Source organism: Nocardia sp. NPDC003183 (assembly GCF_053590715.1).
This window is the reverse complement of the sequence record NZ_JBSFTG010000014.1, coordinates 49,291-71,999: the sequence shown is the minus strand read 5'-3', so window position 1 is coordinate 71,999 and position 22,709 is coordinate 49,291. Positions and strand designations below refer to the sequence as shown.

The 22,709-nt window shown below is 67.2% G+C and carries 21 protein-coding genes and 1 tRNA gene; 8 read left to right on the top strand and 14 right to left on the bottom strand.

From position 1 onward, the window contains the following. Positions 1-284: 284 nt before the first annotated feature. Entirely contained in the window at positions 285-1,769 is a 1,485-nt protein-coding gene (locus tag ACWDXS_RS28805) for an MDR family MFS transporter (RefSeq protein WP_449970363.1), read from the top strand. Between the two features lie 69 nt (positions 1,770-1,838). Here the strand turns inward: ACWDXS_RS28805 and ACWDXS_RS28800 are convergent, their stop codons facing one another. The 6 genes from ACWDXS_RS28800 to ACWDXS_RS28775 all read right to left on the bottom strand — a co-directional run bounded on the left by ACWDXS_RS28800 (position 1,839) and on the right by ACWDXS_RS28775 (position 8,135). Then, positions 1,839-3,428 (bottom strand): glycosyltransferase family 39 protein, encoded by a 1,590-nt coding sequence (locus ACWDXS_RS28800; RefSeq protein WP_449970360.1) that lies wholly within the window; start codon positions 3,426-3,428, stop codon positions 1,839-1,841. 500 nt (positions 3,429-3,928) lie between these two features. After that, positions 3,929-4,001: transfer RNA gene (locus ACWDXS_RS28795), tRNA-Ala, on the bottom strand. A gap of 98 nt (positions 4,002-4,099) precedes the next feature. Further along, on the bottom strand, positions 4,100-5,110 hold the full coding sequence (gene sepX / locus ACWDXS_RS28790) for a divisome protein SepX/GlpR (protein WP_449970357.1): 1,011 nt from the start codon (positions 5,108-5,110) through the stop codon (positions 4,100-4,102). Positions 5,111-5,246: 136 nt separating this feature from the next. Next, positions 5,247-5,897: a GNAT family N-acetyltransferase gene (locus ACWDXS_RS28785; protein WP_358109313.1), complete on the bottom strand. Its 651-nt coding sequence runs from the start codon at positions 5,895-5,897 to the stop codon at positions 5,247-5,249. Positions 5,898-5,909: 12 nt separating this feature from the next. Continuing rightward, positions 5,910-7,169: a molybdotransferase-like divisome protein Glp gene (gene glp / locus ACWDXS_RS28780; protein WP_378993248.1), complete on the bottom strand. Its 1,260-nt coding sequence runs from the start codon at positions 7,167-7,169 to the stop codon at positions 5,910-5,912. 39 nt (positions 7,170-7,208) lie between these two features. Next, a complete protein-coding gene (locus ACWDXS_RS28775) occupies positions 7,209-8,135 on the bottom strand; it encodes a UTP--glucose-1-phosphate uridylyltransferase (RefSeq protein WP_378993251.1) in 927 nt (308 codons plus the stop codon). A gap of 150 nt (positions 8,136-8,285) precedes the next feature. Here ACWDXS_RS28775 and ACWDXS_RS28770 point away from each other — a divergent pair, with 150 nt between their 5' ends. From ACWDXS_RS28770 to mscL, 4 genes are all read left to right on the top strand, one after another. Beyond that, complete coding sequence (locus ACWDXS_RS28770) at positions 8,286-8,885, top strand: 5-formyltetrahydrofolate cyclo-ligase (RefSeq protein WP_378993329.1); 600 nt, start codon at positions 8,286-8,288, stop codon at positions 8,883-8,885. A 71-nt stretch (positions 8,886-8,956) separates the two neighbouring features. Then, positions 8,957-9,274, top strand: coding sequence for an FmdB family zinc ribbon protein (locus ACWDXS_RS28765; protein ID WP_378993253.1), 318 nt, complete (start codon positions 8,957-8,959; stop codon positions 9,272-9,274). A gap of 90 nt (positions 9,275-9,364) precedes the next feature. Continuing rightward, complete coding sequence (locus tag ACWDXS_RS28760) at positions 9,365-10,033, top strand: SAF domain-containing protein (protein WP_449970352.1); 669 nt, start codon at positions 9,365-9,367, stop codon at positions 10,031-10,033. 148 nt (positions 10,034-10,181) lie between these two features. Next, a complete protein-coding gene (gene mscL, locus ACWDXS_RS28755; RefSeq protein ID WP_379314966.1) occupies positions 10,182-10,628 on the top strand; it encodes a large conductance mechanosensitive channel protein MscL in 447 nt (148 codons plus the stop codon). 73 nt (positions 10,629-10,701) lie between these two features. Here mscL and ACWDXS_RS28750 read toward each other — a convergent pair whose 3' ends face one another. The 8 genes from ACWDXS_RS28750 to ACWDXS_RS28715 form a co-directional block, all read right to left on the bottom strand. Beyond that, positions 10,702-11,358 (bottom strand): MspA family porin, encoded by a 657-nt coding sequence (locus ACWDXS_RS28750; RefSeq protein ID WP_449970349.1) that lies wholly within the window; start codon positions 11,356-11,358, stop codon positions 10,702-10,704. A 61-nt stretch (positions 11,359-11,419) separates the two neighbouring features. After that, on the bottom strand, positions 11,420-12,088 hold the full coding sequence (locus tag ACWDXS_RS28745) for an MspA family porin (protein WP_449970346.1): 669 nt from the start codon (positions 12,086-12,088) through the stop codon (positions 11,420-11,422). Between the two features lie 344 nt (positions 12,089-12,432). Next, positions 12,433-13,092 (bottom strand): MspA family porin, encoded by a 660-nt coding sequence (locus ACWDXS_RS28740; protein WP_378993260.1) that lies wholly within the window; start codon positions 13,090-13,092, stop codon positions 12,433-12,435. A 66-nt stretch (positions 13,093-13,158) separates the two neighbouring features. Continuing rightward, positions 13,159-13,839, bottom strand: coding sequence for an MspA family porin (locus ACWDXS_RS28735; protein WP_378993261.1), 681 nt, complete (start codon positions 13,837-13,839; stop codon positions 13,159-13,161). A 742-nt stretch (positions 13,840-14,581) separates the two neighbouring features. Then, positions 14,582-15,124 carry a MogA/MoaB family molybdenum cofactor biosynthesis protein gene (locus tag ACWDXS_RS28730; RefSeq protein WP_194826720.1) on the bottom strand — a complete coding sequence of 181 codons (543 nt, stop codon included), beginning with the start codon at positions 15,122-15,124 and terminating at the stop codon, positions 14,582-14,584. Next, positions 15,124-16,611, bottom strand: a complete 1,488-nt coding sequence (locus ACWDXS_RS28725) for a trypsin-like peptidase domain-containing protein (protein WP_449970341.1) — start codon at positions 16,609-16,611, stop codon at positions 15,124-15,126. The genes ACWDXS_RS28730 and ACWDXS_RS28725 overlap by 1 nt, the downstream gene beginning before the upstream one ends. A 93-nt stretch (positions 16,612-16,704) precedes the next feature. Continuing rightward, entirely contained in the window at positions 16,705-18,159 is a 1,455-nt protein-coding gene (locus ACWDXS_RS28720; protein ID WP_378993264.1) for a sensor histidine kinase, read from the bottom strand. Positions 18,160-18,168: 9 nt separating this feature from the next. After that, complete coding sequence (locus ACWDXS_RS28715) at positions 18,169-18,855, bottom strand: response regulator transcription factor (protein WP_358071318.1); 687 nt, start codon at positions 18,853-18,855, stop codon at positions 18,169-18,171. Between the two features lie 292 nt (positions 18,856-19,147). Here ACWDXS_RS28715 and ACWDXS_RS28710 point away from each other — a divergent pair, with 292 nt between their 5' ends. Genes ACWDXS_RS28710 through ACWDXS_RS28700 form a run of 3 tightly spaced genes read left to right on the top strand, consistent with a single transcriptional unit; the run spans position 19,148 to position 22,707 of the window. After that, the gene (locus ACWDXS_RS28710; protein WP_449970337.1) at positions 19,148-21,928 is read left to right on the top strand and encodes an ATP-binding protein; all 2,781 of its coding nucleotides are present in this window, start codon (positions 19,148-19,150) and stop codon (positions 21,926-21,928) included. Then, complete coding sequence (locus ACWDXS_RS28705) at positions 21,925-22,329, top strand: roadblock/LC7 domain-containing protein (protein WP_056813970.1); 405 nt, start codon at positions 21,925-21,927, stop codon at positions 22,327-22,329. The genes ACWDXS_RS28710 and ACWDXS_RS28705 overlap by 4 nt, the downstream gene beginning before the upstream one ends. A gap of 6 nt (positions 22,330-22,335) precedes the next feature. After that, positions 22,336-22,707 (top strand): DUF742 domain-containing protein, encoded by a 372-nt coding sequence (locus ACWDXS_RS28700; protein ID WP_056813973.1) that lies wholly within the window; start codon positions 22,336-22,338, stop codon positions 22,705-22,707. The last annotated feature ends 2 nt before the right edge of the window (positions 22,708-22,709 follow it).

Sequence of the window (22,709 nt, the reverse complement as noted above, 5' to 3'; positions counted from 1 at the left end):
CACCGGCGCGCCGTCGGCCGAGATCGGGCAGTGACCAGGCTCACGATCCAGCGTGAGACCAGCTTCGATATCCCCGGGACCTGCACCTTTCGATACGCCCCTGTCGGCGCGAATCCGAAAAACCAGGTGATTTGTGTCGTACCCGCCCGGAATACTGACCGGCGCCCGATGAGTTGGACCGACCGAATCCGTCTCTTCTCTTGTGGTGCCGGGACGTCGTCGACTCGGCATCGGGCCACAGCTCACGCCCCGCCGTTTCCCCATGTTTTCCGGAGGTTACCCCGATGCCAGCCGATCTATCCACGCCGACGACGAAGGGCAAGACACCGACCGTCATCCGCGTGCTGGTGCTCGCGACCTTCGTCGTCATCCTCAACGAAACCATCATGATCAACGCGATCCCGCGGTTGATGAGCGATCTCCATGTCACCGAGGTCGCCGCGCAGTGGGTCTCCACCGCGTTCATGCTCACGATGGCCGCCATCATTCCCACCACGGGCTGGTTCCTGCAGCGGGTCACCACCCGTCAGGCCTATGCGGCCGCGATGGGCGTGTTCATCGCAGGCACCGTGATCTCGGCACTCGCGCCGACGTTCGCGGTGCTGCTGATCGGCCGCGTCATCCAGGCCGGTGGCACCGCGGTGATGATGCCGCTGCTGATGACCACCCTGATGACCGTGGTGGCGGAGCAGGACCGTGGCCGTGTGATGGGCAACGTCACCCTGGCCATCTCGGTCGCGCCTGCCATGGGCCCGGTGATCTCGGGCCTGATCCTGCAGATCGCCATCCCGGGAATCGACTCCTGGCGACTGCTGTTCGTGGTGATGCTGCCGATCGCCGGTCTGGTCACCTGGCTGGGTCTGCGTCAGCTGGAGAACGTCGGCGAGCCGCAGCCGGGCACGCTCGATCTCCCCAGTGTGGCACTGGCGGCCCTCGGCTTCGGTGGGCTGGTGTTCGGGCTGAGCAAGTTCCACGGTGACAGCTACTCCACCGCGGTTCTGATCACCGCCGGTGGCGTCGCGCTGATCGCGGCGTTCGCGCTGCGCCAGGTCAGCTTGCAGCGCAACGGAACCCCGCTGCTGGATCTGCGGGTCCTGCTGCAGGGCACCTACACCAAGGCGCTGGTCCTGATGTCGGTCGCGTTCCTGGCGATGATGGGCTCGATGATCCTGCTGCCGCTGTACCTGCAGAACCTGCGCGGTCTGAGCCCGCTGGAGACCGGCCTGCTGGTGATGCCGGGTGGTCTGGCGATGGGTCTGCTCGGTCCGACCGTGGGCAAGCTGTTCGACAAGTTCGGCGGTCGGGCGCTGGTGATCCCCGGCTCGATCGGTATCGCCGCCTCGCTGGCCGGTTTCACCCAGATCTCGATGGACATGCCGTACTGGCAGCTGCTCGGTCTGCACATTTTGCTGATGGTGTCGCTGGCCGCGACGTTCACTCCGGTGTTCACCCTCGGCCTCGGCGCGCTGCCGATGCACCTGTACTCGCACGGCAGCTCGATGCTGGGCACCATCCAGCAGGTGGCGGCGGCCTTCGGCACCGCGCTGGTGGTCACGGTCATGTCGGCCCGCAGCACCTCGCTCATCGAGGAGGGCACCCCGCCTGCCGTGGCCACCCTCGACGGCATGCGCCTGGCCTTCTTGATCTCGGCCGTCCTGGCGCTGGTCGTGATCGCGATGGCGGTCCTGCTGCCCAACCGCGCGGCAACCGACCCGCACGCCGCGCCCGTGCAGGACGACGTGGGTGCACCGGAGCTGGTCAAGAACTGACCCGCTCCCGCTCGAACGACGAACCCCCGGCCGCATTCGCGGCCGGGGGTTCGTTCGTATCGTCCTCGCTCAGTGCGTGGGTCGGGTGGTGGTCCGATCGTCTCGCCAGAGGCCGAGATCGAAATACAGCGTGGTCATGGAATCCCACATGGTCGACCACTGCTGCCTCGGGCCTTTGCAGACCCAGACGGCGGTCATCCGGTCGATGCCGGGGGTACCGAGGGGGTCGTCGAGGTGGACGACGCGCTCCACCTCGGTGAAACGGGTACGCAGGTCGTGTTCGGCGGTGTCGAGTCCGACGTAGACCACCGACGTCGCCGAGTCCGGCGGCGGGCCGAAGAAGCCGAAGCCACGGCTCGGGCTGTACGTGGCAGGCAAGCCGTACTGCCTGCCGAACTGCTCGACCGCGCCCGCCTGCGGATAGCCCTGCGCGACGATGACGGCACCGGCCTTTTCCGCCGGCGTCAGCGTGCGGTAGCCGTCATTGACGGCGGAGACCATCGACGACCAATTGGTGTTTCCGAAGAATGCCGTCTTGAGTCCGAGGTCGATCGCATCCTCGGCCTGCGTACGCCAACTGGGCGCGAGGGGTATCACCGTGAGTGTGACAATGGTTGTCAGCACCGAGATTGCGGCGATCGGAACCAGCGCCACATTCATCCACCGTTTCCGGTCGTACTGCCAGAGACCGACGGCCCCGAAGGCGAACATGGCGGGAAAAAGGCCCCCGGGGTAATACGGCCGCCCATGCGTGATCATGACAAATGCGGTCATGATCACAAGTGCCACCGCGATAAATCGATACGGGCGTAGCGACTCCTGTTTGAAGGCCGCCCAGAATCCGACAGCGAGCAACAATGTGCCCATGATGCCCGCCAAAATGGGGAACTGCGGAAGGAATCCCACCGGGCCGTAGCCGGTGGCGTCCTGCTCGGCGCCGATGACCGCACCCATGGCCAGCTGTGGCCAATTGTGTTGTGACTGCCAGTAAAGAATCGGAATCAGGGACGCTGCGAGGATGCCGGTCGCCACCCACAGCGCGGGACGGCGCAGGACGTCGCGGGGGCCGCACAGGATGACCGCGGTGCCGAGGCACGCCCAGACGATGGGGATCATCCACTTCACCTGCATATCCAGGGCGGCAACCAATCCGGCCACGACGATCAGCCAGTCCTGGCGAGTACGAACCCAGCGAATGAACAGCCAGGTGATCACGGCCGTGAGGGTGGCGTCGAAGGAGAACGTGCTCAATACGACCTGGTTGGCCGCCAGTCCCGACAACGCGTACGCGGCCGCGGCGAGCATCTGGACACGGTGGCTGCCGCGCAGTTCGTAGGCGATCAGTGCCGCCACCACGACCGCGCACACGCACATCACGACGGCCGGGAAGCGCAGTGCCGTCACCGATCCCGGTGCGAGCTGGTCCGCGAGCCAAGCGAACACGGGCACCACCACGCCCTGATCGGCATAGGTGTAGTCGAGTCGCCTTCCGGCGGACAGGAAATAGAGTTCGTCACCGAAGTAGTCGTAACGGCCTGCCGTCGCGGTCAGCGCGATCGCGGCGATCGAAGCGATCAGCGCGACGCCACGAAAAGCGAACGACGGATGGGTATTCGGTATTTCTTCGGGCTCGGTGCGAGCCTCGATGACCGCTGTCATGAACTGCCTCTGATGCTTTCCAACAGACGCGTTCGACGCCCCCTCCCGTGGTGGCGCCACATCTGTTCGCTGGTGAAACGATTCCTCCCCGGCAGCGAACTTGGTGAGCGCGGGCGCTCGCGGTCCTGCGCGGATCATGTGATTTACCGAAACGTTACTGCTATTCAGCAGGGTCCGCAAATGCGCTGACGTGCACAGTAATAGCCATTTTCGGTGTATCGGCTACTACCTGGGCAGCGTTACCGATGTGACCGAGCTAACGGTTTAAGCAGTTTGCGAATAAGTGAATTCTGCTGCACAGCAAAGTGAAGCTTTCAGAATGAAGGAAATTGAAAAGACTATTACTCGCCAGTATTTATTCAATCGACGAATCATGCCAAAACAATTGGGGGCATGCATTCGATCGCTGTCGAGTCTAAGGTGCGTGCCGCAAGGGCACGACAGCCGACATCGGCCCGATACAGAGAAAGGGCCCGGTCAGTGACCGGGCCCTTCTGGGGTGGAGCTAAGGGGAATCGAACCCCTGACCTTCTCGATGCGAACGAGACGCGCTACCAACTGCGCTATAGCCCCGTGCGGCTCTGGTGAACCGCGCTGTGACACTGTATCAGGGGTTGCGCCCCGATACCGAATCGGCACTCTGACCTGCTGTTTTGCGTGGTTACTACCAGCTACTCGCCGACGGCTTGACCGAGGTCTTCGACCCGGTTGCGGAGCGCGCGAGAGGTGGCCGGATCGAAGATCTCGAGGAACTCGAACCTCGGATCCTCGTCGTCGGTGTCGAGCAGGGTGGAGCGGCGGCGCAGGGCGCGTGCGGTGTCACGGTCCATCGTGCGACGGGTGGTGGCCGCCTCCGGGGTGACTTCAGCGGCCTCGTGGCGCTTGCCACGGACCAGGCGGGCAGCGCGCCTGCGGCGGATCTCCTCCTCCACGTGGACCTGCTTGCGCAGGTACGCGAGGTAGCCCGTGAGTACGGCAGCCGACAGCCCGAACGCCCACCAGAACATCGAGTTGAGCAGCAGCCCGAACGCGGCGAACAGGATCAGGCCGATGACCAGCCCCATGACCGCGCGCTGACGGAAGCTGTAGCGGGCGGCGCGGGCGATGGCATCAGCCTCGGGGTCGTAGCCACCGCGACCACGGCGCGACGGGGTGAAGTCGTCGTCATCGTCGAATTCGGCGTCGTCCTCGGCCACGAGGTCGTCCAGCCGGGCCGGCGGCGCGGGTGGGATGCGCGCGGCGACGGGTGGTTCCTCGAAAGCTTCCGCCGAGAGCGGTTGCGCCGCAACGTCTGCCGTCTCGTCGTCGTCGAGATCGGCTGTCGCGGTGGCCTCGCCGATATCGTCGGTGGCCACCTCGGCAACCGCTGCCTCGAGTTCGGCTGCGGGGGTCAGTTTTTCGTCGTCGTCTTCGGTGACGGGCTCTTCGGTCGTCATCCGATCCTCCGAATCAGTTCGGTGGGAGCGCTTACGCAGCACACGGGGTCGATAATCGGGGTCACTCTCGTGACCGCCTGCCGCGCCGATGCGGATCCGTCGTTCGGCCCCGCCACGGTGCAGCACGCGTGTGGCGAGCGCGGCATCGGTGGTGCGGCGGATCCGGGGATGCCGGTCCGCCAGGATCGGGAACAGGACGAAGACCCACAGCACAACCAGTCCGATCCACAGGATCGAATTCGGCATCGCGGTCATCACCTCCCGTCCCCACCTACGTGTTGTCCATCTGTGGACGCACCACTGACGTCCGTAGGTTAATTCGGGCAGACGCGCCCGTGTGGCAGGCGCGCCGTGCACACCTGCCACATGAGTAACAGAAATTTCACGGCAGCGCCGCCCGACCCTCCCTGACCAGGCGATCCACCACAGTGCCCATAACCTCTTCGACGGTCAGCCCGACCAGAAGATGATCGCGCCACGCACCGTCGACATCGAGGTAGCGGCGCAGCAGGCCCTCTTCCCGGAAACCGACATTGCGAAGAACCGCCTGGCTGGCATGGTTTTCCGGTCGCACGGTCGCCTCGACGCGATGCAGACCGACCGGCCCGAAGCAGTGGTCGAGCCCGAGCGCGAGCGCGGCCGTCGCCACACCCTGGCCGCCGAGATCCTTGGCCACCCAGTACCCGATCCAGCCCGACCGCAGCGCCCCGCGCACGATATTGCCGATGGTCAGCTGACCGCTGAACTGCCCGTCGACCTCGATGACCAGCGGGATCATCGCCCCGCGCCGGGCCTCGGCCTTCAAACTCGTCCACAGCGACGGCCAGTTGGACGCGTGATTGCGCGCCTCCCAGCTGCCGCGCCCGGTCGGCTCCCAGCGCTCCAGGTGGTCACGGTCGCGCAGCCGGATCCGGCTCCACGCGGCGGCATCGCGAAAGCGCACCGGCCGCAGCGTCACCCTGCCGCCTGCCACCATCACCGGACCGAGCCGGGCGGGCCAGCCGGGATGCTGTCCGGCCCGGAATACGTTCATGGAGTCCACTGGTCAGCCGCGCTGCGCCAAGAACGCGACCTGCACTTCGTCACCGGTACGGAAATCGGTGTCGTCGGGTTCCACCACGATCAGGCTGTTGGCCTCGGCGAGGGTCGCCAGCAGGTGCGAGGAGCCCGCGTTGCTGTTGCCGAGCGGCTGCACCAGATAGTCACCGGTTGCCTCGTCGCGCAGCAGTTGCGCGCGCAGATAGCCCTTGCGGCCCGGCATCGAGGTGATGGGAGTGATGGTGCGCGCGCTCACGATCCGCCGCATCGGCTGACGACGGCCGAGCGCGATCCGGATCAGCGGACGGACCATCACCTCGAACACCACCAGCGCGCTCACCGGATTCGCGGGCAACAGGAAGGTGGGCACCTCGTCGCGCCCGAGCCGTCCGAAACCCTGCACCGAGCCCGGGTGCATCGCCACCCGGTCGACCTCCAGCTCGCCGAGCCCGTCGAGGGCCTCGCGTACCTGATCCGAGGCCCAGCCGCCGACCGCACCCGCGATCACCACGACCTCCGAGCGCACCAGCTGGCCTTCGACCACATCGCGGAGCCGGCGCGGATCGGCGCTCACGATGCCGACCCGGTTCACATCGGCGCCCGCGTCGCGCGCGGCCGCGGCCAGCGCATAGGAGTTCACGTCGTAGACCTGCCCGGGGCCCGGGGTGCGGTCGATGTCGATCAGCTCGCCGCCGATCGAGATCACCGACAGCCGGGGGCGCGGGTGCACGAGCACCTTGTCCTGGCCGACCGCGGCGAGCAGCCCCACCTGGGCCGCGCCGATGATCGTGCCCGCGCGCACGGCCACGTCACCGGGCTGCACGTCGTCGCCGACGCGACGCACGTAGTCGCCCGAGCGAACCGGCTCGAAAACCTTGATCCTGGCCCGCCCACCATCGGTGAAGTCGACGGGCAGCACCGCGTCGGCCAGGGTCGGCATCGGTGCGCCGGTATCGACCCGCACGGTCTGGCGCGGCTGCAACCGGATGGGCTGACGCGAACCGGCCACCACTTCACCGACCACCGGCAGGGTGAGGTCGATCAGCTCGCCCTCCTCGTCGCGCACATCGACGCCCGCGGCGGTGACATCGACGCTGCGCACCGCGTATCCGTCGATGGCGGCCTGATCGAAGCCGGGCAGCGGCCGTTCGGTGACGATGTCTTCCGCGCAGAGCAAACCCTGGGCTTCGGATATCGCCACCCGGACCGGCCGGGGTGCGACCGCAGCCGCGGTGACCTTGATCAGCTGATCCTCAACCGAGCGCATCGAGCTCCTGAATCTATGGCGGCGGCGTATCTACCGCGTTTAGGCGACGGGCGACTGTGGATCCCACTCCGGGCTGAGCCGGAACTTCAGCCACTCGCGCAACTGCGGGCCGTATTCGTCCCGCTCGAGGGCGAAATCCACAGCAGCTCGAAGATAACCGCCCGGGTTGCCCAAGTCGTGGCGCGACCCACGGTGGACCACCACATGCACCGGATGACCCTCGGCGATCAACAGCGCGATGGCGTCGGTGAGCTGCAGTTCCCCGCCCGCGCCCGGCGTGATCCGGCGCAGTGCGTCGAAGATCACCCGGTCGAGCAGATAGCGACCGGCGGCGGCCAGGGTCGACGGCGCGTCGGCGAGATCGGGCTTCTCGACCATGCCCTTCACGCGCAGCACGTCGGTCTCGGCATTGTCGGCGCATTCCTCGACGTCGAAGACGCCGTAGGCGCTGACCTGGGACTTCGGCACATCGATGGCACACAGCACCGAACCGCCACGCTCACGGCGCACCCGGCTCATCGTCTCGAGCACGCCACACGGCAGCACCAGATCGTCGGGCAGCAGGACGGCGACGGCCAGTTCGTCGTCATCGAGCACGGCTTCGGCCTGGGCGACCGCGTGGCCGAGGCCGAGCGGTTCCTCCTGCACGACCGAGGTCACGTCGAGCAGGCCCGGCGCCTTGCGCACCTTCTCGAGCAGCGCGAACTTTCCGCGCTCGGCCAGGGTGCTCTCCAGCACCAGGTCTTCGACGAAGTGGGCGACGACGCCGTCCTTGCCCGGCGAGGTCACGATCACCAGGCGGTCGGCGCCGGAATCGGCGGCTTCCGCGGCGACCAGCTCGATGCCAGGGGTGTCGACTACCGGCAGCAATTCCTTGGGCACCGTCTTGGTGGCAGGCAGAAATCGCGTCCCGAGTCCGGCCGCGGGTACCACCGCAGTGCGGAAACCGGAAGTCTTGTCTGTCATGCGCATACCCTATCCATTCAGTGCCGTCCGATCGCCTCTCCGCGACGATCCGGCGTCGGCAAGAGCTTAGGCGTCCGCCGTCGGCTCGGCCGTGCGCGCAAGACATCGGATCGACGCGCGCCTGTGCAGACTATGGTGGTCGCTGTGGATATGCCCGGTGAGCGCACCAAATATGCGTGGCGCGGCGAGATCCTGGCCACTCGCGCACAGGTGGGCTCCGCCGAACACGCCGTCGACGCGGCAGCGCTCGCCGCCTCGGCAGCGGGGCTGGCCACCGACGATGACATCGTGTGCGCCTACGTTCCGGTCCGCGGCGAACCCGGCGATCTACGCATGCTCGACGCGCTGCGCGAGCGTGGCGCCACGGTGTTGCTGCCGGTGACCGGCGAGCCGGGTCCACTGAGCTGGGCGCGCTACGAGGGCGCGGATTCACTGCGCAAGGCCCGCTACGGCCTGCTCGAACCGGCCGGCGAGACCTTGCCCCCCTCGGTGGTGGCCGACGCCGCGACGATCCTGGTTCCGGCCCTCGCCGTCGATCGGCGCGGGGTACGGCTCGGACGCGGTGCCGGGTACTACGACCGCACGCTGGGCGCCGCACGGGCGGACGTCCGCCTCATCGCTGTTGTCCGGGATAATGAACTGGTCGACCGGCTTCCCGAGGAACCGCACGATCGGCGAATGGGCTGGGTGCTCACCCCGGGCGGTGGACTGGAACAGCTGGGCCGCGACCTCCCCGTTTCGCCGGAATGAAACGGCGATTCGCGACGTTGGCAGTGTCGGCGGTAGAGTGCTAGATCGACGAGAGACTTGCGGAGGATCCTGTGCCAACTTATTCGTACGCGTGCACCGAGTGTGACAACCGCTTCGACATCGTTCAGTCCTTCTCCGACGACACACTGACGGTATGCCCGCAGTGCTCCGGGAAGCTGCGCAAGCTGTTCAACTCGGTTGGCATCGTGTTCAAGGGCAGCGGTTTCTACCGCACCGACAGCCGTGGCGGCGCGTCCACCGCGAGCGAACCGGCGAAGACCTCGTCCGAGAGCACCAGCAGCAACGGGTCGAGCGGCAGCGGATCCGGCGGCAACGGAGATTCGTCGTCGAGCGCGTCGACCAGCTCCACTCCGGCCGCCGCCAGCTGACTTTTCGGCAGTTGTCCACAGCCCCGCGGTTATCCACAGGCGGGGCTTTCAGCGACTTTTCCGCAGGCCCGCGGCTCTACGCTTTCGCCCATGACTCGCAGTCTCGCCGATCTGGGACGTGGCAGCTCCTGGCGCTTCGCCCTCGGTAATCGTCCGGCCTGGGCCGACGCGTTGCTCGTCCGCCGGATCGCCGCCGCCGTTCTCGCCGTAGCCGCCGTCGTACTGTTCGTGCGTGGCGACCCCGGTGGAGCCAGGGTCGCGGTGGTGGTCGCCGCCCGCGATCTCGCGCCCGGCCGGTTACTCACCGCCGACGATCTGCGTGTGGACCATCACGAATCGCGTTCGCTGCCAAGAGGTTCCGTCAGCGAAACCGCTCCCCTGCTCGGCGCGACGCTGACCGGCGCCATGCATGCCGGGGAGACCTTCACCGATCTGCGCGTCGTCGGCCCCCGGTTGGCCGCCGCGGCCGCGGGCAGCGCCGATGCGCGGATCGTGCCGATCCGGCTGGCCGATGCCGCGGTGGCTGATGTGTTGCGGGCGGGCGACCGGGTCGATGTCGTCGGCGTGGAGGATGCCGGCGCGCCAGGTGCCACCAAGCCCGCGCGGACGCTGGCCACCGACGCCGCGGTGGTACTCGTCACCGCGACGGGTGATCGGCGCGGCGCGGAACGGGTGGTCCTGCTCGCGCTGGATACCGCATACGCCGCCGCCGTGGCCGGTGCGTCGCTGCGGACGGCACTGACTGTCGTCTTCCACTGACGCCTCGCCGGTCGCCCCACGGTGTAGTTCGCGAGAAATTTGCCCGAACTCTCGTTAGCATCACACAGGAACCAAGCACACCGTTTCGCAGCATTCGATATGGAGCGCAGCGCCCCGGGCCGGCTCCTGTACGAAGGAGACATCGGCAATGCTCAAAGGTTTCAGAGACTTCCTACTCCGCGGCAACGTGGTCGACCTGGCGGTCGCCGTCGTCATCGGCACAGCGTTCGTCGCGATCGTCACCGCGTTCAGCGAGGGAATCATCAATCCTTTGCTCGCGCTGTTCGGCGGATCGAACGAGATGGGGCTGGGCTTCCAGCTCGTCGCGGACAAGCCGGCCACCTTCATCGAGATCGGGCCGATCATCACCGCGGCGATCAACTTCCTGCTGGTCGCCGCGATCCTGTACTTCATCCTGGTGGTGCCCGCGACCAGGATGAAGAAGCGGTTCTCCCAGGCCGACGAGGAACTCACCGAGAACGAGCTCCTCATCCAGATCAGGGATCTGCTGGCCGAGCAGCGCGGTCGCTCGAACGGCAAACACGGCCTCCGGGCCGAGCCGGCGCAACACACCGACGGCGACAACGCCTACTGATTCCTCACTGCCACAACGAGTTCGGGTCCTGCACACCGCGGTGTGCAGGACCCGAACTCGTTGTTGTGTTCGCTCAGCCGAGGCTGAACGGCGCGCCCCAGAGGGTCACCCAGCTGATGACGTTGTCGGTCTCCACCTCGACACTCACGAAGGAACGAGCCTGGGCGTAACCACCACAGCCGGACAGGCCGATGGTCTCGTCGGCCCAGGTCACCGAGCCCGACCCACCCTTGAAGGCATTGCGGGTCTTGTGGGATTCGTTGCCGTAGTCGTCGGGCATTTCGAGATCGAGAACGTAGAAGGACTTCGCCTGGCCGGGTCCGACGGTGAGCTCGCCGCCGGTGTTCACCTCGCCGAAGCCCACGCCCTCCACCACCTCGGCTCCACTGTCTCCGAGCGCATCACCGCCGGCGATGTTGACCTGGCAACCCACGGTGTAACCGGGGAAGATCTTGCCACCGCCGTCACCGGACACCGAGACCTGCGCGCTACCGGAAACCCAGGCGTTGCGATGCGCCGGGGTGGACCCCATGGACGGATTGATATTGGCGGACTCGCCGACCAGGCTGATGTCCACGACAGTGCCGTCGGACAGCGTCTTGGTGATGTGGCCGCCCGGCAGCGGAACGAAGGTGTCGGCGTTCGCCGCACCTGTGGACAGCAAACCCAATGCCACGGTCGCCGCCGCCGCGAATCCGGCTACGCGCGCCATGCTCTTACGGTTGATCATCACAGTGACCCCTCGAGGGTGAATTCGTGTGAACGAGAAAGAGTTTCGATTCGGCCGATGATCAGCCGATGCTGAACGGCGCTCCGTACAGCGTGGTCTTGGAGTAGTTGTCACCGATGATCTCGACCACCGAGTAGGACCGGGCCTGTGCGTAGCCCGCGCAACCCTGGATATCTATCTCCGCGTCCTGGTATTCCACCGAATAGACGCCGGGCTTCAGAATGTCCTTGGCGTCGATCTGCACGAAGGCGACCTGACCAGGGCCGAGATGAAGGCCGATCGCACCACCGGCGGAGGCGCCGAGGGTCGATACTCCACCGGCCAATCCGGCAGCGATCGCGTCGTCACCGATGCTCACCTGGCAACCCACCATGTAACCCGTATTCAGCTGCGAGGCACCATGCGTCGAAGAATTATTGGAGCCGGAACGGTTCGTCGGTCCGTTGTACGGCCCGACCTCGCCCTCCGGCGTGACCTGCACATCGGCGCGGGCATTGCCCGACACCCACACGACACGACCAGCACCGTTGGCGGCCAGCGACGGGGATACCACGGCATGCTCGCCGGTGCGACTCAAAGTGACACCGGGGCCCAGCTTCTGGCCGTCCGGCAGCGGTACGAAGGTGTCCGCGTTGGCAGCACCGGCCGACAACAGGCCGATCGTCACGGCCACTGCGGCGCCCGCGCTCCACGCGCCGCGACGCCCGCGGTTGGTGCGGTTCTCGCTCATTCTTCCCCTCGAGGTATACGCAAATCCGACCTCGACCATCGAGGTCGATATCTGTGTTGCGCCCGGACCCAGCTGGGGTGTGTCACGCAGGACAGGCACCGCTGGCAACAGGACAGATGCGCCCTGCCGGGAGGTGGATCGAGAAGCTGGTCGTCACCGGATCGGCGCGACTCTCAGCCGATCGGCGAACGAAAACGCAAGATGATTTCGACTGCCGGGGCAGTTGATTCGGGTTCAACATAGTGAGACTGACTCGTAATGTCCAGCGATACAAGGGTGAGCGCACAACAAAACGGGCCGGTCGCATAGCGACCGGCCCGTTTCGAGTGCGGGATACGAACAGATCAGCCGAGGCTGAACGGAGCGCCCCACAGGGTCACCCAGGAGATGACGTTGTCGGTCTCGACCTCGACGGACACGAAGGCACGCGCCTGCGCGTAGCCGGCGCAGCCGCTCAGGCCGATGGTGGTGTCGGACCAGGTCACCGAGCCGGAGCCGTTCTTGAACTTGTTGCTCTTGCTGTGCGATTCGCTGCCGAAGTCGTCGGCCTGCTCGCGGTCGAGAATGTAGAACGAGGACGACTGGCCGGGGCCGAGCGAGAGCTCGCCGCCGGTGGTGATGCCACCGGAGCCGTTGCCGTCCTGGTCGATCGCGGCTTCGCCGCCGCCGGAGACGCCGCCACCCGAGATGTTGACCTGGCAACCCACGGTGTAGCCCGGGTAGATCTTGCCGGAGCCGCCGTCGGAAACGGTGACCTGAGCGCTACCGGAGACCCACGAGTTGCGGTGCACCGGAGTGGAACCCATGGACGGGCTGATCAGGGCCGACTCACCGACAAGGGAGATGTCGACGACGGTGCCGTCGGACAGCGTCTTGGTGATGTGTCCACCCGGCAGGGGAACGAAGGTATCGGCATTGGCCGCGCCCGTCGAGAACAGGCCGACGGCCACGGTGGCCGCAGCGCTGACGCCCGCCACCTTCGCCATGAACTTACGGTTGATCATAGGATTTGTCCCTCGAGGATTGAGTTCGCCGCAGCGAGAAGAAGATTCGTGCCGGATCGAAGAACGTCAGCCGATGCTGAACGGCATGCCGTACAGGGTGGTCTTCGAGTAGTTGTCGCCGATGACCTCGACGACGGTGTACGCCCGGGCCTGCGCGTAGCCGGCGCAGCCCTGGATCTCGATTTCCGCGTCCTGGTAATCGATCGCGTAGGTACCGGCCTTCAGGATGTCCTTCGAGCTGATCTGCACGAACTTCACTTCACCGGGGCCGAGGTTGACGCCGATCGAGCCGCCCGCGGTCACGCCGCCGGTGCTGATTCCGCCGGAGACACCGGCGCCGATGGCGTCATCGGCGATGCTCACCTGGCAACCGACGATGTAGCCGGTGTTCAGCTGGGAGGTGCCGTGCGTCGACGAGTTGTTCGAGCCGGGACGACCGGTCGGGCCGTTCCAGGGGCCGACCTCGCCCTCGGGGGTCTCGTTGACCTCGGCGACCGCGGTGCCCGAGACCCAGACGACGCGACCCGCGCCGTTGGCGGCCATCGACGGCGAGATCAGTGCGGACTCGTGGGTGCGGGTGATGGTCACGCCAGCAGGGCTGACCTTCTGGCCGTCCGGCAACGGCACGAAGGTATCGGCATTGGCGGCACCGGTCGACAGCAGGCCCAAGGCCACGGCGGCCGCGGCAGCGCCGACGCCCGCGGCACGGACGCCACGGCGCACACCGGTGGTGCGGTTCTCGCTCATACTTCCCCTCATCAGGTGTCTAACAGCCGGCTTCGACTTTCGAAGCCGGACAAATGGACCTCACAGGGCCCAGATCAGTGTGTCGCCCCTTTGTTGCCGTTACGTAACTAACTGTTATTTCGACGATACGGCCGGGGCCGGTGTGGCGAACCCGAGCCAGGGTTCCACCGGGTGGTTCAACGCACAGAGGTGGGAGTACTGCGGGGACCGATAGTTGGTGGCTCGATGGCGAACATTAAACGCCGTTACACGGATTCGGCAACGAAAGAGTTCGTAAATTTCACTGTGAAGCACGGCACACATTCGTACATCGCCACATGCCTTGACGTGCATTGATGCAGTCGCGAAGGCTCCTGTCATGACACCTTGACAGGAGATGGCCCCGGGTAACGATCTGGGTCGTCGAACGACAAAAGACCACGCTTTCGCGTGGTCTCGAGTATTTGTCCGCAGTGTGCGTTCATGCCGTAATCGGCAATTCCAAGGCGGCTTATTACGTAGCGGCTACGTAGATAACGGGCTGATCACCCGTGGTGCGGTGGAACTTGCGACCGTAACCAATCGTCGGTACCGGAGCCCCGTGATCGCTCGCCGCGTTCGTCGCCGGTGGTCTCCGGGAGAACATCGCCGAAGATTCTCGCCAGTCGCGCCGCCTCGGCCGCTTTCCGTCGCAGCTCCTCCGCCGCAGCCTGTTTCCGGCCCCGATCATCGGGGCCGGAAACCGCGTCGTGCGGGTCGGATGTCATTCGTCCAGACCGGACAGTTCGCCGATCACCTTGCTGGCCAGCGGACCGAGGGTGGCCATGCCGTCGCGGACCGACGCGCGCGTGCCGGGCAGGTTCACCACCAGGGTGCTGCCGGAGATGCCTGCCACGCCGCGGGACAGACCGGCGTCGAGCGAGCCCGCCACCCGGCCGGACGCGCGCAATGCCTCGGTGATGCCGGGCAGTTCACGGTCGAGCACCTGGGTGGTGGCTTCGGGGGTGATGTCGCGCGGCGACATGCCGGTGCCGCCGACCGAGATCACCAGGTCGACGCCGCCGATCACCGCAGTGTTGAGCGCGTTGCGGATCTCGACCTCCTCGGCTTGCACCGTCACCGAGGCGTCGACGAGGAACCCGGCCTCGTTGAGCAATTCGGTGACGAGCGGGCCGAGCGAATCCACGCCGCCATGAGCCGTCCGATCGTCGACGACAACAACCAGTGCGCGCCCTGCCACGGGAGCATCGATGTCCATGGTCATCACCGTAGCGCCTACGCACGACAGGTTTGCGTTCGAACGCATCATCGGCCGCCTTCCGCCGCCGCGGCGGTGAGCGTGACCTCGACGGTCTTGGAGTTACCGCCCTGTTCGTCGGTGTAAGTCACCTTCACCTTGTCTCCTGGCTGGTGTGAGCGGACGGCGGCGATCAGCGCGTCGCCGGAGTCGATGGGGCGGTCGTCGAGGCGGGTGATGACGGCTCCCGCGGGGATGCCTGCCTTGGCGGCAGGGCCGTCGGGAGTGGCCTCGAGTACGCGTGCGGCGGTGTCCTGCGGGCGCAGTTTGATGCCGATCTGGGCGTAGGTGGCATGGCCGGTCTTGATCAGTTCGTCGGCGACCCGGCGCGCCTGATCCACCGGGATCGCGAAGCCGAGGCCGATCGAACCGCTCTGGGTGCCGCCCGCCGCCTCGCCGCCGAGGCTGGCGATGGCGGTGTTGATGCCGATCAGCTTGCCCTGTCCGTCGACCAGCGCGCCGCCGGAGTTGCCCGGGTTGATCGCCGCGTCGGTCTGGATCGCGTCGATCACCGGGTTCACCTGGCTCGGCGTGCCCTCGCCGCTGGTCGAGACCGGGCGGTTGAGGGCCGAGACGATGCCGGTGGTGACCGTGCCCGCGAGGCCGAGCGGCGAGCCGATCGCGATCACCGGCTGACCCACGGCCAAACCGTCGGAGGTGCCGAGTTCGATCGGCGTGAGCCCGGTCTTGCCGCTGACCTTGATGACAGCCAGGTCGGAGACCGGATCCGCGCCGATCATCGTGGCGGGCGCGGTGCTGCCGTCGCTGAACACCACCTCCATCTTCGCCGAGGCACCCGCGCCCGCGGCGACGTGATTGTTGGTGAGGATCAAACCGTCCGTGGACAGCACCACCCCGGAACCCTCGCCGGACGCGCGATTACCCGCGACCTTGATCATCACGACACTGGGCAACACCCGCTGCGCCACCGCCTGGGTGGACCCGGCGGGCGCGTTGGCGACGTTGTTGACCGCGGGCTTCGGCGCCTCGAGCGCATTGGTCACCGGCGCGGAACCCGAGTCGGTGGCGAGCACTCCGACGACACCACCGACACCACCGCTGACCAGAGCCAGCGCCGTCGCACCGGCGATCAGGCCGAGCCGCAGGGGCTTTCGCTGCGGAGTCGGCGCGGGACCGAATGCCTGGGGCTGCGCACCGTGCGACGGCTGACCCCCCTGCGACGGCGGGCCACCGAACGCCATGGGGGCGGTGTGCGGCGCGGGATTCCCGAAGGGCGCATGGTCGCTGTGGGCCTGCTGTCCGCCGTAGGGCGCCTGCCCGCCGAAGGGTGCAGGCTCGCCATGGGGCTGGTCGCTGTAGCGCGGCTGGTCGCCGAAGGGAGCCGGTCCGGCATGCTCGCCGTAGCGCGGCTGGTCGCCGAAGCCCGGCGCCTGCCCCTGGTGCCCGGCCGGTAGCCCCGACTCGGTGGGATGGCCCGTGTCGCCCGGTCCGGTAGCGGCGGGCCGGTCAGCGGGGTGCTGGGGATCGTCGGTCATGGTGTCTGTCTCCTCACGCTTGCTGACCAGCTTCCTGACGGCTACTGAGAGGCGCCTGAGATCGGACTATCAGTTCGCCGTGACTGACGGCGATCACCCGGCGTCGGACTCGTCGAGAACGATCGGCGCCTCCCCCGGCAACACGATGCGTACCAGCGCGCCGCCCCGATCGGAGGTGTCCACCGCGATGGTGCCGCCGTGTTTGGTCACCACCTGCTTGACGATGGCCAGCCCGAGTCCGGAACCGGGCATCGAGCGCGAGGCGGTCGTGCGGTAGAAGCGTTCGAAGACCAGTTCGCGTTCGCCGGTGGGGATGCCGGGGCCAGCGTCGCCGACGGCCAGTTCGAGCAGTCCGGGGCCGGCCGGGCGCATGGTGATCCGGACGACCGCGTCGGGCGGACTCCACTTCGCCGCGTTGTCGAGGACGTTGAGGACGGCCCGTTCCAGCCCCGCCTCGTGCCCGTAGACGAACCAGGGCGCCAGATCGGCCACGAAGGTGATCCCCACCCGTCTGCGGCGCGCACGCTCGAGCGCACGCTCGGCCACCTCGCCGAGATCCACCCGCTCGTACACGGTTTCGGGAGCATCCTCACGGGCCAGGTCGACCAGGTCGCCGACCAGCGTCGACAGCTCACCGATCTGGGCGACCACATCGGCACGCAATTCGGCCATGTCCTCGTCGGGCAGCCGGGGCGCGCCCGGCCTGCCCGAGGCGATGAGCAGCTCCATATTGGTGCGCAGCGAGGTGAGCGGCGTCCGCAGTTCGTGGCCCGCGTCGGCGACGAGCCGGCGCTGACGATCGCGTGATTCGGTCAGCGCCCGCAGCATCGTGTTGAAACTCTCGGTGAGTCTGGCCAATTCGTCGTCGCCGGTCACCGGGATCGGCGTCAGGTCGTCGGTGCGGGCGACGCGCTCGGTGGCCGCGGTGAGCCGGGCGATCGGGCGCAGACCGGTGCGGCCCACCGCGGTTCCGGCGGCGGCGGCGAGCACGACACCGCACGCGCCGACCACGAACAGCAGCCACGCCAGCTGATCGAGCACCTCGCGGGTGCGGTAGAGCTTCTGCGAGATGATCAGCGTCGCGCCGCTGTGCGTACGCGCGGCGAGTACCCGCTGGTCACCGACGGTGCGCAGCGAGGAATTGATCTTGCCGTCGGCCACCGCGAGCTCCTGGGCGCCGACCGGTGGAATCGTCTGCTGGGGTGGCATATACGGCTTGTGACCGGCATAGATCAGCGCGACGCCGACATCGTTGGAGAACAGCCCGGCCAGCACGATCGACTGGAAACCGGCGGTCTCGAAATTGTTGTTGATCATCGTCGCCGCGCGGGCCTCGAGCTGGGCGTCGACGTCGGCGTAGAGCGCGCGCGCCACCATCGCGTAGGCGGCGATCGAGGTGACCGCGACCGCGATCAGCACCACCGACGCGGCCAGCAGCGTCACCCGCCAGCGCAGGGACACCGAGCGGGTGAGCGGGGTAGGCGGACGCATCTCGCTCGCGTCCAGCGGCCTGCCGAGAACGGCGACCGCGGGTTCCTTGTGTGCCATCTCGCCCGCCTACGGAGGGGTCTCGCGCAGCACGTAGCCGACGCCACGCACGGTGTGGATCAGTCGTTCCTCGCCGTCGGCCTCGGTCTTGCGGCGCAAATAGCCGATATAGACCTCCAGCGCGTTGCCGGAGGTCGGAAAGTCGTAGCCCCAGACCTCTTCGAGGATTCGTCCGCGAGTGAGCACTCGGCGCGGATTGGCCATCAACATCTCGAGCAACGAGAACTCGGTACGCGTCAGACTGATCGCGCGTTCGCCGCGCGAAACCTCGCGGGTGACCGGATCCAGCGACAAGTCAGCGAACACCATCGCCTCCGACGCTTCACCGGGATCGGGCGTTCGACGACGCAGCAACGCCCGTAAACGCGCCAGCAATTCCTCCAACGCGAAAGGTTTCGGCAAATAATCGTCGGCGCCCGCGTCGAGGCCGGCCACTCGTTCGGACACCGAATCGCGCGCGGTCAAAACGAGAATCGGCAGATCGTCGCCCGTACTGCGCAGCCTTCGGCACACTTCGAGTCCGTCCAGGCGCGGCATCATGACGTCGAGAACCAGCGCATCGGGCCTGGCCGCGGTCACTTTCTCGAGTGCGTCCAGACCGTCGACAGCGAGGTCGACGGTGTAGCCGTTGAAGCTCAGTGACCGGCGCAGTGATTCCCGCACCGCGCGATCGTCGTCGACTACCAGAATGCGCATGTGCTGTAGTTTGCCGTGACCGACTGAGAACGTACTGAGAGGCCTCGGCGCGCCGAACGTCGTGTTCTCGCCGGAGGTATGTTGTAGGTCTTGACAAACCCGAACGAATCGTCGTTGTGTCAGCGCATATTCGGCGAATTACAGACCGTGTGGCCCGGATTGCCGATGCCCACTCGGCACGGTATCTTTCCTGCGGTAAAAGAAGACCTCCAGTTGGTTCTGCGCTCGCATCGCTCCGCGACCTCCCCGCGCGGGCCGGGGTCACACGTGGAAGCAGAGGCAACGCACGCGGATGGAACCTGCATCGCGCTCCTGGCAATTCAGCCTGTCCAACTGGTCGGTTACGCGCAAGGTCGGTGTGGTGCTGGTGCTGCCGGTGATGCTCGCGACCACCTTCGCCGTGCTGCGGATCAACAACGAACTGCAGACGATGACGCAGCTGGGCGCGGCCACCGAACAGGCCACCGTCATCCGTCCCGTCGTCAAATTCGCCACCGCCACCGAACAACTCGCCGTCGCCGCGACGGCCAACTGGGGTGCGATCGCCGACCCTCAGACCGACGCCGCGCTCACCACCTACGACCAGGCGCTCGCCGAGGTGCAGAGCGCGCTGCGCTCGGCCCGCATCGACCCTGTCGTCGCCAGTGAACTCACCGCGGCCACCACCACCGGCGCCACCCTGCGCAATACCGTGCGCGGCGGGTCCCCGGCGATGGTCGGCGAGCAGACCGACGAGATCGGCGAACGGATCGGAAAGGCGCTGTCCAAGACCCCGCAGGTCCAGGACTTCGTCGTGCAGCGCTACTTCCTCCAGCTGGCCGCGCTGCACCAGGCCCGCCGGGTGCTCACCCGCGAGCGCACGCTGGTCGTCTCGCCCGAATCCGGTCGCAGCCAGAGCGCGCGAGCGAAGATGCTCGTCGAGCTCGGCTCCGAATCGAACATGATCAAGACCTACGCGATGGTCTTGCCCGACCAGGCGGGCAGCATGGCCGCGCTGCTCGACGCGGTGCAGACCCGGATCAGTGTGTTCAGCCAGAACAGCGGTGATCCGACCACCAACGCGGCGGTACTCAACACGCTCCAGGTGAGCGCCGACACCTACGCCTCCACGATCTCCGCGCTGCTCGACAACATCGACCACACTCTCGACAGCAACACCGCGACGGCACAGACCGGCGCCCTGCGCGAGACCACCCTGGTGCTCGGCATGCTGCTGGCGGGCCTGGCGCTCGCGCTGGCCGTGGCCCGCACCCTGGTGGTGCCGGTGCGCAGGCTGCGCCGCGACGCGCTCGAGGTCGCGCATGTGAAGCTGCCCGACGAGCTGGCCGTGGTCCGCAGCGGCGGCGCGACGCCGGAGATCATGCCGGTGGGTGTGCACTCCACCGACGAGATCGGTCAGCTGGCCCGTGCCGTCGACGAGATCCACGAGCAGGCGCTGAATCTGGCGGGCGATCAGGCCCGCCTGCGCCTGCAGATCGGCAACATGTTCGAGACGCTGTCGCGGCGCAGCCAGTCGCTGGTGGAGCAGCAGCTCGCGCTCATCGAGGAACTCGAGCACGACGAGGACAACCCCTCGCGCCTGCAGACGCTGTTCCGCCTCGACCACCTCGCCACCCGCATGCGCCGCAACGGCGACAACCTGCTGGTGCTCGCGGGCACCGTGCTGCGCCGCGGTCATCTGCCGCCGGTGCCGCTGTCGGACATGCTGTGGAGCGCGGTCTCGCAGGTGGAGGACTACCAGCGGGTCGAGATCGGCAATGTGCCCGACGGCGTCGTGGCCGGTGAGTCCGCGGTCGATATCGAGCACCTGCTCGCCGAGCTCATCGACAACGCCCTGCGCTACTCCCCGCCGAGTACATCGGTGGCGGTCATCGTCGGCCGGGCGGTCGACAGCGGCTATCTGATCGAGATCACCGACCGCGGCCTCGGCATGTCGGCCGAGGATCTGCAGACGACCAACGACCGGCTCGCCTCCGGTGGTGAGGTGACCATCGAAACCGCCCGTCGCATGGGTCTTTTCGTGGTCGGCAGGCTCGCCAAGCGGCACACCATCACGGTCAGCCTGCGCCGTACCAGCGGTGCGGCCCCGCAGCCCGGCATCACGGCCAGCGTGCATCTGCCCAGTGCGCTCGTCGCGCCGTCGCCGCCCATGTCGTCGGGTCCGGCCACCGGGCCGAATCCGATCGTCCCCGCCGGGATCGGCCCGTACGCGCTGACTCCGGCCGACATCACCGGCCCGAATCCGATCATGCCGACCGGACCGCGCCCCTTGGTCTCGCTCGACGCCGTGACCGATCTCGACCTGCCCGCCTCACCGCTTCCCGCGCTGCCGACGTTCGCGGATCCGAATCCGCTCGTCCCGGCCAACGGCGCGAGCGCGCCCAAGAACCCACTCACCAGTGTCGGTCTCCCGCAACGTGTTCCGGCCGCGGTACCGGCGCCCCCGCCGGAACCGGCCATCGTCGAACCCGACGAGGACGCGGCACCGGCGGGCATGTGGGCCGAGCACGATCACGACACCGACGATCTCCCGGTGACGACCGATCCGGCGGCGCCCGCTCCCGACTCGTCGCCGTTCGGCCTGCCGCAGCGCATCCCCGCGAACGCGCTGGCCGAGCTCGCCGCGTCGTCCGCACCGGCCGCGCCCCAGGAGCCGCAACCCGCGCCGCGTCCCCTCGACGTCGACCCGATGCCGACGACGAGCACCCGTTTACAGCCGGTCTCCGGCCCGGCGCCGACCCCGATCTACCAGCGGATGGTCTCGGAGTGGCTCGTCGAACCCGCCTCGGCCCCCACCGAATCCGGTAACGGCAACGGCGCGTCGTGGAGCGCCCCCGGCGACGCGGGCTGGTCGGCCGCCGCCGAGGCGGACCATCCACCTACGTCCTCGCGAACGAGCGGCGGGCTGCCGATCCGCAAGCCGGGCGCTCAGCTCGTCCCCGGTGGGCTCACCCCCGCGGAGGAAGCGGGCGCTCGCGACCCCGAGGAGATCCGCAACAACCTGACCAGACATCTCAGCGGCGTCCGCAGCGGCCGTGCCGAGATCCAGTACAACGACGGAGGCCTCGAATGAGCAACGCGCACCCCACAGACGAGAATCTGAACTGGTTGGTCGCCCGCTTCACCCGCGACGTACCCGGCGTCTCACACGCGGTGCTCGTCTCGGCCGACGGACTGCTCCAGGCGACCAGTCCGCATCTACCCGCCGACCGCGCCGAGCAATTGGCCGCGGTCACCGCCGGTCTGGCCAGCCTGTCGATGGGTGCCGCGCACCTGTTCGACGGCGGCAAGGTGATGCAGTCGATCGTGGAGATGCAGCGGGGCTATCTGCTGGTGATGAGCGTCGGAAACGGTTCGCACCTGGCGGTTCTGGCCAACAAGAGCCACGACATCGGCCGCATCGGCTACGAGATGGCGTTGCTCGTCGACCGGGTGGGCTCGGCGGTTACCGCCACCGCCCGCTCCGCCGGCTGAGGTGAGATGTCGAGCCCTTACGGATCCGATCACCGGCCGACTACCCGGGTCAGGCCCTATGCCCTGACCTCCGGCCGCACCGAGCCCGCGATCGCGCTGCCCTTGGAGGCGGTCGTCGAGACGGTATCTTATACAGCGCACAACGACTGGTCCGCAGGCGATTTGCGGATCGAAATCGTGCGTCTTGCCACACATCGGCTTTCTGTCGTCGAGATTGCCGCATACCTTGGTCGCCCACTGGGTATGGTCCGGGTGATGATCGGTGATCTCGTAGTGGGCGGGATTCTTCGAGTGCATTCGACGCTGACCGAACAGGCGAGCTACGACGAACGCCGATCACTGATGGAGAGGACTTTGCGTGGACTCCGTGGCCTCTGATG

Excerpts from the sequence above, each read along its gene's own strand:
- ACWDXS_RS28785 (WP_358109313.1), bottom strand. The coding sequence starts at position 5,897 with ATGAACGTATTCCGGGCCGGACAGCATCCCGGCTGGCCCGCCCGGCTC.
- glp (WP_378993248.1), bottom strand. The coding sequence starts at position 7,169 with ATGCGCTCGGTTGAGGATCAGCTGATCAAGGTCACCGCGGCTGCGGTC.
- ACWDXS_RS28700 (WP_056813973.1), top strand. The coding sequence starts at position 22,336 with ATGTCGAGCCCTTACGGATCCGATCACCGGCCGACTACCCGGGTCAGG.
- ACWDXS_RS28710 (WP_449970337.1), top strand. The coding sequence starts at position 19,148 with ATGGAACCTGCATCGCGCTCCTGGCAATTCAGCCTGTCCAACTGGTCG.
- ACWDXS_RS28805 (WP_449970363.1), top strand. The coding sequence starts at position 285 with ATGCCAGCCGATCTATCCACGCCGACGACGAAGGGCAAGACACCGACC.
- ACWDXS_RS28750 (WP_449970349.1), bottom strand. The coding sequence starts at position 11,358 with ATGATCAACCGTAAGAGCATGGCGCGCGTAGCCGGATTCGCGGCGGCG.
- sepX (WP_449970357.1), bottom strand. The coding sequence starts at position 5,110 with ATGCCGAATTCGATCCTGTGGATCGGACTGGTTGTGCTGTGGGTCTTC.
- ACWDXS_RS28725 (WP_449970341.1), bottom strand. The coding sequence starts at position 16,611 with ATGACCGACGATCCCCAGCACCCCGCTGACCGGCCCGCCGCTACCGGA.
- ACWDXS_RS28735 (WP_378993261.1), bottom strand. The coding sequence starts at position 13,839 with ATGAGCGAGAACCGCACCACCGGTGTGCGCCGTGGCGTCCGTGCCGCG.
- mscL (WP_379314966.1), top strand. The coding sequence starts at position 10,182 with ATGCTCAAAGGTTTCAGAGACTTCCTACTCCGCGGCAACGTGGTCGAC.
- ACWDXS_RS28720 (WP_378993264.1), bottom strand. The coding sequence starts at position 18,159 with ATGGCACACAAGGAACCCGCGGTCGCCGTTCTCGGCAGGCCGCTGGAC.
- ACWDXS_RS28730 (WP_194826720.1), bottom strand. The coding sequence starts at position 15,124 with ATGCGTTCGAACGCAAACCTGTCGTGCGTAGGCGCTACGGTGATGACC.
- ACWDXS_RS28775 (WP_378993251.1), bottom strand. The coding sequence starts at position 8,135 with ATGACAGACAAGACTTCCGGTTTCCGCACTGCGGTGGTACCCGCGGCC.
- ACWDXS_RS28740 (WP_378993260.1), bottom strand. The coding sequence starts at position 13,092 with ATGATCAACCGTAAGTTCATGGCGAAGGTGGCGGGCGTCAGCGCTGCG.
- ACWDXS_RS28800 (WP_449970360.1), bottom strand. The coding sequence starts at position 3,428 with ATGACAGCGGTCATCGAGGCTCGCACCGAGCCCGAAGAAATACCGAAT.
- ACWDXS_RS28770 (WP_378993329.1), top strand. The coding sequence starts at position 8,286 with ATGCCCGGTGAGCGCACCAAATATGCGTGGCGCGGCGAGATCCTGGCC.
- ACWDXS_RS28745 (WP_449970346.1), bottom strand. The coding sequence starts at position 12,088 with ATGAGCGAGAACCGCACCAACCGCGGGCGTCGCGGCGCGTGGAGCGCG.
- ACWDXS_RS28715 (WP_358071318.1), bottom strand. The coding sequence starts at position 18,855 with ATGCGCATTCTGGTAGTCGACGACGATCGCGCGGTGCGGGAATCACTG.
- ACWDXS_RS28760 (WP_449970352.1), top strand. The coding sequence starts at position 9,365 with ATGACTCGCAGTCTCGCCGATCTGGGACGTGGCAGCTCCTGGCGCTTC.
- ACWDXS_RS28705 (WP_056813970.1), top strand. The coding sequence starts at position 21,925 with ATGAGCAACGCGCACCCCACAGACGAGAATCTGAACTGGTTGGTCGCC.